The sequence below is a fragment of the Candidatus Gullanella endobia genome, from assembly GCF_900048035.1.
Taxonomy (GTDB): domain Bacteria; phylum Pseudomonadota; class Gammaproteobacteria; order Enterobacterales; family Enterobacteriaceae; genus Gullanella; species Gullanella endobia.
On record NZ_LN999832.1, the window covers coordinates 853674 to 866699 of the forward strand.

General features: G+C 32.3%; 5 protein-coding genes and 1 pseudogene. 1 reads left to right on the plus strand and 5 read right to left on the minus strand.

The window, feature by feature from the left end; translation table 11 throughout:
* Positions 1-1309: 1309 nt before the first annotated feature.
* The 4 genes from lpdA to secA all read right to left on the minus strand — a co-directional run bounded on the left by lpdA (position 1310) and on the right by secA (position 11129).
* The gene (lpdA, locus tag FVIR_RS02355) at positions 1310-2737 is read right to left on the minus strand and encodes a dihydrolipoyl dehydrogenase (protein ID WP_067498500.1); all 1428 of its coding nucleotides are present in this window, start codon (positions 2735-2737) and stop codon (positions 1310-1312) included.
* 200 nt (positions 2738-2937) lie between these two features.
* Entirely contained in the window at positions 2938-4386 is a 1449-nt protein-coding gene (gene aceF / locus FVIR_RS02360) for a dihydrolipoyllysine-residue acetyltransferase (RefSeq protein WP_082799144.1), read from the minus strand.
* Between the two features lie 15 nt (positions 4387-4401).
* On the minus strand, positions 4402-7074 hold the full coding sequence (gene aceE, locus FVIR_RS02365) for a pyruvate dehydrogenase (acetyl-transferring), homodimeric type (protein WP_067498502.1): 2673 nt from the start codon (positions 7072-7074) through the stop codon (positions 4402-4404).
* A 1340-nt stretch (positions 7075-8414) separates the two neighbouring features.
* A complete protein-coding gene (gene secA, locus FVIR_RS02370) occupies positions 8415-11129 on the minus strand; it encodes a preprotein translocase subunit SecA (RefSeq protein ID WP_067498505.1) in 2715 nt (904 codons plus the stop codon).
* A gap of 329 nt (positions 11130-11458) precedes the next feature.
* Here secA and FVIR_RS02375 point away from each other — a divergent pair.
* Positions 11459-11785 (plus strand): annotated as a pseudogene (locus tag FVIR_RS02375) (DUF721 domain-containing protein); the annotation flags it as partial.
* A gap of 270 nt (positions 11786-12055) precedes the next feature.
* On the opposite strand, the gene lpxC reads toward FVIR_RS02375, so the two are convergent.
* Positions 12056-12973 carry a UDP-3-O-acyl-N-acetylglucosamine deacetylase gene (gene lpxC / locus FVIR_RS02380; RefSeq protein ID WP_067498511.1) on the minus strand — a complete coding sequence of 306 codons (918 nt, stop codon included), beginning with the start codon at positions 12971-12973 and terminating at the stop codon, positions 12056-12058.
* Between the last annotated feature and the right edge of the window lie 53 nt (positions 12974-13026).

Here is a 13026-nt window from a genome sequence, read left to right on the forward strand (position 1 = left end):
TAAGTATAAAAAATAAATTATATGCATTAAAATCCGTTTATTAATTTAAAATATCTTCAATCTTCAATTTAATAAGATTACTAAAAGATAATAGAATATACTACTATAGTAAAGTAGTAGTTTGTATATTATTATTAATAATATTTTTGATAGTTAGTTGATTTTTTTCGTAAAATATTTCAATTAAATATAATTTAACACAATTTTATTTTATAATTTTTTAAATGATTAAAAACTATTAAAGATTTGTTTTTATATATCTTTTTATGTTATTATATAATAGCAATTAAGATATTAATTCAAATTTAATAACGAACTTTTAATGAAAACATAATATGAATTACTATATAGTTATAGTACTAAATATTATTTAGATCTTAAAAACTGTATATTATTTAGATCTTAAAAACTATATAATATTAACGGTTAATTTTGAGGATAATAATTTTTGATTTTTTAATTAAAATAAATTAACCAAGCGCACTTTTTGTATATACTCCCTAGAGATATACAATTAAGATACATATTTCGATTATAATCTATTTATTCCATGCGATAAAGCATGCTTATTTCTTAATGTAGTACGTTTGAATCGGTAATTTTAAAAAAGATTTTATTAAATTTCTGTTAAGAGAGGATTTCACATTAATAATCTCTAGTCTTTATTATTAAGAAATAACTCTTACTTTATTAGTATTTTATTTAAAAATTATATATAATAATGATTATTTTCGTCCCTTGTAATCAAGTAAATAGTTAGTTTTCATATTGCAATTTTATCTATGCTTAGATTTAATTTATTATAATTAGCCTATATATTTATAATAATAAATTTTTTATATAAAAATGTTATAATATTCTTATTTATACTGATCTTAATTACATATATTGTATATTAGTTAATCAATATAAAGATAGTTATTAATAATATTAATCATTAAGCTTTAGATTATTAATATCAGATCCTGAAGAATATACAAATAAAAATTAATTTAATTAGAATATCTAATCTTCTATACAATATTTTTAAAGAAAAATACTAATTAATTAAGCTAATCTCTGCTTTATGATAGTTTTTAAAAATTATTATCTTTTTATTAAGTTTTTTATTAGAATAATTTATATATTTTTAAGTAAAAATTAAAATTTGCTTTAACGTTTTATTCATATTTTTATAAAATTTTTTACTTAACTAGCTAAAATATTTCTAGAATAGAAATTAACGGTAAAAACTGCTATTCCAATGATGAGTTTTAACACTAAAATTTGTATATTCAGTAAATAGCGAATAAAACCAAAAAGAACTCAGTTATTTTTCTTTCTTTGCTTTAGTATTAAGCAAATCAGTAATAGTGCCAGAATATATTTCTGACGCTAAACCTATTGACTCATGCAATGTAGGATGCGCATGTATAGTTAGTGCGATATCTTCTACATCGCAGCCCATTTCAATTGCTAAACCGATTTCACCTAGTAGTTCTCCGCCATTAAAACCAACTACAGCTCCACCAATAAGCTTATGATTTTCTTTATTAAAAATTAGCTTAGTTATACCATCCTGGTAGTCAGAAGCAATAGCACGACCGGAAGCAGCCCATGGGAAAATAGCGACTTCATAGCTGATATTTTTTTCTTTTGCTTCTTTTTCTGTTAGACCAACCCATGCTACTTCTGGATCGGTATAAGCAATAGAAGGAATGACCTTAGGATCGAAATAACATCTCTTACCAGCAATAACTTCTGCTGCTATATGGCCCTCGTGAGTACCTTTATGCGCCAGCATAGGCTGACCGATAATATCACCGATAGCATAAATATGTGGTACACTAGTGCGCATTTGTTGATCAACACGGATAAAACCGTAATTATCAACTTCTATTCCGATCTGATCGACATCTAGTAACTTACCGTTTGGCACACGACCGATAGCAATCAAAAGAGCATCATAACGTTGTGTTTTTAATGGTATATTTTCCCCTTCCATCATGACATATATACCATCTTCTTTACTTTCCACTTTAGTAACTTTAGTGTTTAGCATCAGATTAAAATGAGAACTGATATGCTTAGTGAATACTTTTATTATATCTTTATCTGCCGCTGGAATAACCTGATCACACATTTCTACTATGTTAATTTCTGATCCTAATGCATGATAAATAGTTGCTATTTCTAATCCAATAATTCCACCACCCATAATCAGAAATCGGTTTGGTATTGACTTTAAAGCGAGTGCATCAGTAGAATTCCATATACGAGGATCATTATAAGGAACAAATGGCAATTGAATCTGACGAGAACCTGCAGCGATAATAGCATTTTCGAAGAAAATAGTGGCAGTACTATTTTTATTTTCTACTTTTAATGTGTTAACATCAATAAATTTACCATAACCATTTATTATTTTAATGTCACGTGCTTTAGCCATACGGCTTAGGCCGCAGGTCAGTTGATTGACTACCTTTTCTTTCCAGGTTCGAACTTTATTAATATCGATCTTCGGCTCATCAAAAATGATACCATTATTCCTTATCGCCTTAGCTGATTTGATAACTTTAGCAACGTGCAATAGTGCTTTAGAAGGAATACAACCTACGTTTAAGCAAACCCCGCCGAGAGTGGAATAACGTTCGACTAGGACGGTTTCTAGACCTAAATCCGCACAGCGAAATGCCGAGGAATATCCGCTAGGTCCTGCCCCAACCACTAAAACTTGAGTTTTTATTTTAGTACTCATTATAACCTCTTAGTTGATTCTTCGGCAGATCAAATTTTTTATTTGATAACGTGTATTTATACAATATTAATGTATTCAATAAATATTTTTATAGAAATTAGTATATAGAAACGCTAGTAAACTATAAATGTATTACGATAAAAGCTTTTAATAAATTACGATAAATGCACAATAAGTTATTCTGGTAATCTTATAAGTAATTACATTAATAGGCGACGAATATCAGACATCATATTATTGATAAAACTAATGAAACGTGCACCATCTGCACCGTCGATAAATCGGTGATCATAGGATAGTGACAATGGTAACATCAAACGCGGAATAAATTCTTTACCATTCCATATTGGTTTTATCAATGATTTTGATATACCAAGAATCGCTACTTCTGGCGCATTAATAATAGGCGTAAAAGCAGTACCGCCAATACCTCCTAAATTTGATATAGTAAAGCAGCCACCTTGCATATCTAATGTAGTTAGTTTACCGGCACGTGAATTTTGTGAGATCTCTGTTAGCTCACGTGATAGCTCTAAGATATCTTTTTTATTAACATCTCGAAATACCGGGACAACTAAACCATGCGGAGTATCAACCGCTATGCCGATATTGATATATTTCTTTAATGTCAATTTTTGGACATCGTCAACTGATAGAGAACTATTAAAAAGCGGTAATTCTTCTAAAGCTTTTGCGACTGCTTTCATAATAAATACCAGCAAAGTAATTTTCACATTTAGATTTTTATTTTTAGCTTCAGCATTTTGTTGTTTTCGAAAAGCTTCTACTTCAGTAATATCAACTTCGTCGAACTGGGTTACATGCGGAATCATAACCCAATTACGATATAAATTTGCACCGGAGATTTTCTGAATTCGGCCAAGCTCTATTTTTTCTGTATTACCGAATTTGCTAAAATCTACCTTTGGCCATGGTATTAACCCAGGAAGAGAACCACAATTAGCAGCGTCAACAGATGCGGTTTCGATATGTTTAATAGCTTTTTTAATATAATCCTGAATATTTTCACGCAAAATGCGCCCTTTACGACCAGTACCTTTTACATTTTCCAGATTAATATCAAATTCACGCGCTAAACGACGAATTACCGGTGTAGCATGTGCATAAGAATCATTATCGGAAAATTTATTTTTACTTTCAGATGCTAACGGAGTAGAAATCACACTTTTTTTAGTATCTGATACCGTTTTATGAAATAAATCTACAGCTTTTTCGTTTTCAGTAGCTAGTATGGGAGTAGAGGTATTTTCTACTTCGAATATCATAATATTCGAACCAGTACTAACTTTATCACCAATATTAATCTTTAACTCTTTAACGATACCTTCAAATGGTGCTGGTATTTCTATTGAGGCTTTGTCACCTTCGACAGTGATAAGTGATTGTTCAGCTTTAATCTTATCACCAACTTTAACGAACACTTCAGTTACTTCTACCTCATCATCACCAATATCAGGAACATTAATATCCTGACAATACCTATTGGAATATTTATCGTCTTCCAGAATAGTCAGTGATTGATCGCTCTTGATCTTTTTGTTTGTACTAAGAAAAGCTTTATTAATTTCTGGTGTATCTGCACCGATATCTAGTATATTATGATCTGGTGTATTAATTTCAATAACCATTATTTACTTTACCTCTTATGCTAAACGCGGGTTAGCTTTCTCTGAATTAATTTCAAATTTTTTAATAGCTTTCGCTACAATATCAATGCCGATATCACCGCGTTTAGCCAATTCACCTAATGCTGCTACCACCACATATCTATGGTCTACTTCAAAATGATAACGTAAATTCTCTCGGCTATCTGAACGACCAAAACCATCGGTACCAAGAACATGAAAATCGTTAGTAGGAATAAAATTTCGGATCTGTTCTGCGAATAATTTCATGTAATCGGTAGATGCAACTACTGGCGCATTATTTAGTATAGTTGTTACATAAGGTACTCGCGGAGTTTCTGTTGGATGAAGCATATTCCAGCGTTCGCAATCCTGGCCATCGCGTGCTAAGTTAGTAAACGAAGTCACGCTATACACATCAGAGTTTATGCCATAGTCTTTTAATAGAATCTGAGCTGCTTTACGTACATGTCGTAGAATAGCGCCAGAACCCATTAACTGCAACTTACATGCATCGTTACCACTATCTAGTGTTTCGAGCTTATAGATCCCCTTTCGAATACCTTCTTCCGCATTTTTTGGCATAGCAGGCATAGTGTAATTTTCATTTAGAGTAGTCAAATAATAGTAAATATTTTCCGGATTATTACCATACATTCGTATCAGACCATCATGCATGATAACTGCAATTTCATAGGCATAAGCTGGATCATAGGAGATGCAGTTTGGAATAGTTAGAGATTGAATATGGCTATGACCATCTTCATGCTGTAATCCTTCACCGTTTAAAGTTGTTCGTCCAGAAGTACCACCAATAAGAAAACCACGCGCTTGTTGGTCACCCGCTGCCCAACATAGATCGCCTATACGCTGAAAACCGAAAATCGAGTAATAAATATAAAATGGAATCATTGGAAAATCGTTATTACTGTAGGAAGTAGCTGCTGCTAGCCAGGAAGCGGCAGCACCCAATTCATTAATTCCTTCTTGTAGAATCTGCCCTGTTTTATCTTCACGATAATAAGCTACTTGCTCACGGTCCTGCGGCGTATATTTCTGACCGTTAGGACTATAGATACCTATCTGACGAAAAAGACCTTCCATACCAAATGTACGAGCTTCATCGGCAATAATCGGAACTAGACGATCTTTTATTGATTTATTTTTTAACATTATATTTAGTACTCGAACAAAAGCAATAGTAGTAGAGATTTCTTTCTTTTGTTCTTCTAAAAGCGGTGTAAAATCTTCAAGCGTAGGTAATTTAATTGGTTTTGTAAAATCTTTTAAACGGCTTGGCAAATAGCCGTTTAATGCTTTTCGACGTTCATGCAAATAAGTATGTTCTAAAGATCCTTCTTTAAATATAATATAAGGTAGTTCTTCAATTTTTTCATCTGTAATATCTTTCAAGTTAAAACGATCACGAAAGTAACGTACTCCATCCATGTTCATTTTCTTAACTTGATGGGCAATATTCATACCTTCTGCAGTTACACCCATTCCATAGCCTTTAATTGTATGCGCTAGAATTACTACAGGCTTATCGACAGTATTTTTAGCCTTTTGTAGAGCAGCGTAGATTTTTTTCGGATCATGACCGCCTCGGTTGAGCGCCCAAATCTCATCATCGCTCATATCCTTCACTAGCGCAGCAGTTTCCGGATATTTACCAAAAAAATTCTCGCGCACATATGCACCGTTTTTCGACTTAAACGTCTGATAGTCACCATCAACAATTTCGTTCATTAACTGAATTAACTTACCAGAGTTATCTTTACGTAGTAATATATCCCATCGACTACCCCAGATGACTTTAATGACTACCCAACCAGCACCACTGAATACACCTTCTAATTCATTAATAATTTTACTATTACCAGTGACGGGACCATCTAGACGCTGAAGGTTACAATTAATAATAAATACTAAATTGTCTAGCTTTTCACGGGCTGCAATCGTGATAGCACCTTTAGATTCTGGCTCATCCATCTCACCATCGCCTAAAAAGGCGTATACAGTTTGATTACTGGTGTCTTTTAATGCACGATGATTCAGATATTTAAGAAATTTTGCTTGATAAATGGCACTGATTGGGCCAATTCCCATCGATACCGTTGGAAATTGCCAAAATTCTGGCATTAATTTCGGATGTGGATAAGATGATAATCCTTTACCATTTACTTCTTGTCTGAAGTTATTTATTTGATCTTCACTTAGACGGCCTTCAAGAAAAGCACGAGCATATACACCTGGTGAAATATGTCCTTGAAAATATACTAAATCGCCACCGTCTTTGTTATTTCGTGCACGAAAGAAATGATTAAAGCACACTTCATAAATAGTAGCAGACGATTGAAATGATGCTATGTGACCTCCTAGTTCTAAATCTTTTTTCGATGCATGAAGTACTATCATAACAGCGTTCCAACGAATAGCAGAACGGATACGACGCTCGATTTCTAGATTACCTGGATATTCTGGTTCATCTTCAAGTGAAATAGTATTGATGTAGTTACATCTAGTAGAATTTTGTCTAATAGCGATTCCATTTTTACAAATCTCATTTAACACTTGATCAATTAAAAATTTTGCGCGTTCAATGCCTTCTTTACGAATAACAGATTTGATTGCTTGGAGCCAGTCGCGTGTTTCGATCGGATCCACGTCATTATACAAATGTTCTGACATGGTGGTGTTCCTTATCTATCTTTAATATTAGTTTAGTTTTAGTCTGTTTTCCTATACTATATTTCTCATAAGATATAAAAACAGACCTATAGCTTCATACTGAGTCTTTGACTGTATATTCTATAGCCAAGCGAAATATATAACTAAATAATTAAATATGAGTGTTATATCCAGTTAACGCTACATTGAGAGTTACATGCTAAATATTATATGCTATTTAGCACTTTTTTAAGAAAAAATCAGTTAAATAGTTTTTTGTAAGATATTATTTACAATAACAATTGTTTATACGACTTTTCATATCAATCAATTATAATAATCATATAAAATCATCTGTTTATGAAACCTGTTACATTATTCATTTCTATCCTTAAATAGTAATAGATTTTTAGTTTTAAGCGCTTACCGTATGAATTAATTTTTTTGTTAAAATAATATTTCCTAAGAATACATTTATTATTATGAATGATAGTATCGTTTATGTCAATTATCCAACCTGTGGTAAAGCAATAGAGTGAAGTCTAATAAGTTCATTTTGTTTTTTTTACAGCAAACGTTGTTGATTAATTGATTTTGGCGAATGGGTAAAAAAAAAGGAAAAATATATTCCAAATAATAAAAAATATTGATATCGATGATACATTATAGATTCATGCACTTTATTATGTAATAATTGCATCAATTCTCATAATCTTTATTATTCTTATAAGCTATTAATATTATAATATATTTTCGCTTTATAATATGAATTATGAAAATCTGATATATTTGAAAATACATTATCTGTATATCTTATATGTCTATAATAAGATGTGAATTTATCTACTAATGCTATATGCTTTTTGATCTGCTTTTGGTTAGATAATCACTATTGTTTTAGTTATTAGAAACTTTTCCGTATATAATACTTACTAAGAACGCAGATAAAGCCATCGTTTGTTTTGTAGAGTATACTTACACTTCTTTTTTACTGTTCTTAGTAGAATAGAAGTGTATTTTAGAAAATACGCTTAGTAATAGTAATTTACGGTACTAAATTTCAATATCGGTTTTTAGGTAATTATAATATAATTCCTAATTGGACTAGAAATTTTTTATTTTTATCACTTGAATACTAATAAAGTATATTCATGCAAATATTCTTAGATTACCAGAAAATATTTATTTTCTGGTAAATTTCACGAAAAATACTGAAATGGTTTATATCGACGTAACTATTAAAGTTTATTTAAGTTTTTATATAGGAAGACCATATGTCATAAAAGTATAACTTTTTTACTAATATAATTGAAGTAGTTGATCATGATATATAACTTATTTGCAATAATAAAATAAAGTAATTAGTATAATTTGCCATGGCAATGTTTAAATTTTTTACCAAAACCACACGGACAAGGATCATTGCGCCTGACTTTTTGATTTTCTTTTTTTTGTATCAACGCTGAGTTATTTTGTATTATTTTTTCTATTAAAGTTTGATGACTAAATTGATGTTGTTTTATTAAATATTCGGCTTTTTCACGCTGAAATTCCATCAGTTTTAATTTTTCCGACATATGTAATTTAACTTTGCTAAGTATGCTAATCACTTCATATTTTAATGATTCTAGCATAGTAGAAAACATTATAAAAGATTCACGCTTATACTCTTGTTTCGGATCCTTTTGTGCATAACCGCGTAAATGGATACCTTGTCGGAGATAATCCATTGCAGCTAGATGTTCTTTCCATAGATAATCCAAAGTTTTTAACATAATATTTTTCTCAAAACAGAGAAATACCTTTCTATTAACGATCTGTTCTTTAGGTTGATATTTAGGTAATTCACTTTCTTCTATAACCCGGTTACGCAAGATTTCTTTATGCAAATTAGGTTCGTTTTCTAACCATTTTGCAATCGGTATCTCCAGATCAAAGTCCTCTTTTAAGCGATGCTGTAATCCAGAAACATCCCATGTCTCCTCTAGAGATTGAGGTGAAATGTATCTATCAAAAACATTTTTTATAACATCTTTTCGTATACTATTGATAGTATTACTAATATCTATCATATCTAGGAGTTCATTACGCTGGGTATAGATTGCACGGCGTTGATCATTAGCAATATCATCATATTCTAGCAATTGCTTACGAATATCAAAATTACGACTTTCTACTCTACGTTGAGCGTTAGTAATCGCTTTTGTAACCCAGGGATGTTCAATAGCTTCGCCGAATTTTACTCCTAATTTACGCATCATATCAGAGACGCGATCTGAAGTAAAAATACGCATTAAGTCATCTTCCATCGATAAATAAAAACGAGAGGAACCAGCATCACCCTGTCGACCAGATCGGCCACGTAGCTGATTATCGATACGGCGAGATTCATGACGTTCAGTACCAATAATATGTAAACCACCAGCGGCTATTGCTGCCTCATAACGAAGCTTCCAGGCATTCTTGATTTCAGAAATTTGCTGCTTATTTTTAGATTTTAGAGCTGAAACTTCTGCTTTCCAACTACCACCTAGTACAATATCGGTTCCACGTCCAGCCATGTTTGTAGCAATAGTAACCGCTCCTGGCTGGCCTGCTTGAGAAATAATTTCGGCTTCTATTGCATGAAATTTAGCGTTTAGTACTTTATGCGAAATATTAGCTTTTTTTAACATACTAGAAAGCAACTCTGACTTTTCAATGGAGATTGTTCCTACTAGAACAGGTTGACCGCGTTTAGTACAAGTTTTTATATCTTCAATAATAGCATCGATTTTTTCTTTTTCCGTCATATAAACTAAATCAGCTAAATCCTTACGGATCATAGGGCGATTAGTCGGCACAACTATAGTATCGAGTTTATAAATGGAACTAAACTCAAACGCTTCAGTATCAGCGGTACCACTCATACCAGCTAATTTTTCATACAGGCGAAAGTAGTTCTGAAAAGTAATTGAGGCTAACGTCTGGTTTTCATTTTGGATTGTGACATTTTCTTTAGCTTCTATTGCTTGATGTAACCCATCAGACCAACGACGTCCCGGCATGCTACGGCCAGTATGCTCATCGATAATAATAACTTCACCATTTTTTACAATATAATCTACATCGCGTGAGAATAATACATGAGCACGCAAAGCAGCAGTGATATGATGCATCAGAATAATATTAGTTGGTGAATAGAGTGATTCATCCTCTTCCATGAGTCCGGTTTTTACTAGCAATTCTTCAATAAATATTAATCCTCGTTCTGTTAAATGTACTTGTCGTAATTTTTCATCTACTGAGAAATGCCCATTACCATTGAAATTTTCAGAATCTTCTTTGTCTTGACGAATCAGATAAGGAATCAGTTTATTAATATAATGATATATATCCGAACTATCCTCTGATCGACCAGAGATAATTAGTGGAGTACGTGCTTCATCGATAAGAATTGAATCTACTTCGTCTATTATCGCATAATGCAATTTGCGTTGTACTCGATCTTCCGGAGAAAATGCCATATTATCACGCAGATAGTCAAAACCGTATTCATTGTTAGTACCATAGGTGATATCGGCGGAATAAGCAGCACGTTTAGCTGAAGCTGACAACCCTGGAAGGTTAATGCCAACGTTTAGCCCAAAAAACTCAAATAGTGGACGGTTGTTTTCTGCATCACGCTTCGCCAAGTAATCATTCATTGTAACTATATGCACACCTTTTCCACTCAGAGCATTTAAATAGGCTGGTAGCGTAGCCGTTAAAGTTTTCCCTTCACCAGTACGCATCTCAGCGATGCAATTATTATTAAGAACTATACCGCCTATTAATTGTACATCGAAATGACGCATACCGAAAACCCGTTTGCTACCTTCTCGCACTACAGCAAAAACTTCTGGCAAAAGACTATCAAGAGTAACGCCTTGAGTAATTCGGTTTCTAAATTCCACAGTTTTAAACGCGAGCTGTTCATCACTCAGACATTCTATTGTTGTTTCCATCTGGTTAATTTTATCTACTACTTTTCTCATACGGTGTAGAATACGATCGTTACGACTACCAAAAATATTAGTAATTAATTTTTCTAGCATAGTTATTCACATCTCATCATAACCAATCTATTGGCTACCAAAAAATCGTTTTTTAAAAAAAATGCTTCTTTAATGTTATAAAATACTGTAGAAAATTTCTAAGATAAACTAGATGGCTAAATCTGGTTTGAAAAATGCTTTATTTTTTGATATTAGAAAAATTATCAGTTCAGTATAATATTTTCTGATTAAAGAGTTATAACAAAAATCTATAAAACTAACTATAATTATCCTTAAAAGGAAATACTTCAATAAATAACATCTGATAATTTGTTATTAATGATTTAAAATACCTATTATTTGATAATATTTTACTCTGGAGTGTTATTATGCGTGATAGTCGTCCGCATCCAGTTAATAGACTATTTAGTGAAATCGATAAAAACGGTCATGTTTCTTTGTCAAAAATTCAGCAGCACTGCATGCTGCTACTGAAGCTTAATCGCATAGTTAATACATTATTACCAATACCACTTCGCCCTTGGTGCCGTGTAGCTAACATCCGCCAAGGAATTTTAATACTAGAAACAGCTAACGCCAACTGGAAGTTACGATTGTATTATGAACAATTTCACTTATTATCTTCGTTGAGAGCACAGATTCTACCATCATTATTGTCTATTGATATCAAGATAAACCCTGGTCTAGCAAGAAAGTAAGAATACAACAATTTTTTAAGCTTCTTAGTAAGGTTTACTTAAAATAAAGATAATAAATTTAAATATACAGAACATAACGTTTATTCACAATTTATTAGAGACTAGTAAAGGAAAAAATTCGAAAAATGTGCTGTAATAATTGATGTAAACTAATCGAAGAGAACAAAAACAACGTCCTGTTTTGGAAAAAATATAGAACTAATAATAATTGCAATGAAAAACTTATAGACAGTAATAATACCGTATTAAAAATATAATCTACATCGATTAGACCATAAAAAAGGAAGGAGCTTTAAACATTAGCGGTAATTCAGCTTGATCTTCAAAAGTTACTAATTCCCAAGCTTCTTGCCGTTCCAGTACTGCCTTTAGAAGCTGATTATTCATATTGTGTCCAGATTTAAAGGCAGTAAATGCACCGATAATATTGTGACCACACATAAATAAATCACCAATGGCATCAAGCATTTTATGGCGAACAAATTCATCTTCAAAACGCAGACCATCTTCATTTAGTACTCGGTTATCATCAACTACGATAGCACAATCGAAACTTCCACCAAGTGCTAGACCACGAGATTGCAAATACTTAATATCGCGCATAAAACCAAAAGTTCGTGCACGGCTTATCTGGTTAACAAATGACTCCGCAGAAAAATTTAAAAAGTAATGTTGCAAGTGGGCTTTAATCGCAGGATGCTTAAAGTTAATTGTAAAATCGAGTGTAAAACCGTTATATGGCGCTAGTTCTGCCCATTTATCTCCATCTTTAACGCGTACTGTTTGTTTTAAACGTAGAAATTTTTTAGCACTATTAAGTTCCGCAATATCGGCATCTAACAATAAGTAAACAAAGGGACTAGCACTGCCATCCATGATTGGAATTTCAGGGGCATCCACTTCAACAATGATATTGTCGATTCCTAAACCAGCAAGTGCCGAATTTAAGTGCTCTACGGTAGAAATGCGCACATTATATTTATTTACTAGACAAGTACAAAGTACCGTGTCGCGTACTGATCGAGCATCTGCAGGGAAATCTACTGGTGGGTTTAAATCAGTTCGACGATAGATTACTCCAATATTTTCCGATGTAGGTCGTAGTGTCATTTTAACCTTTTTACCAGTATGTAATCCTACACCGGTAGCTTGTACGATACGTTTTAATGTCCGTTGTTTGATCATCTTTTTCTCTCGCAATGTTATAACCATATTGCTTACTTTTTAAATATTATAGA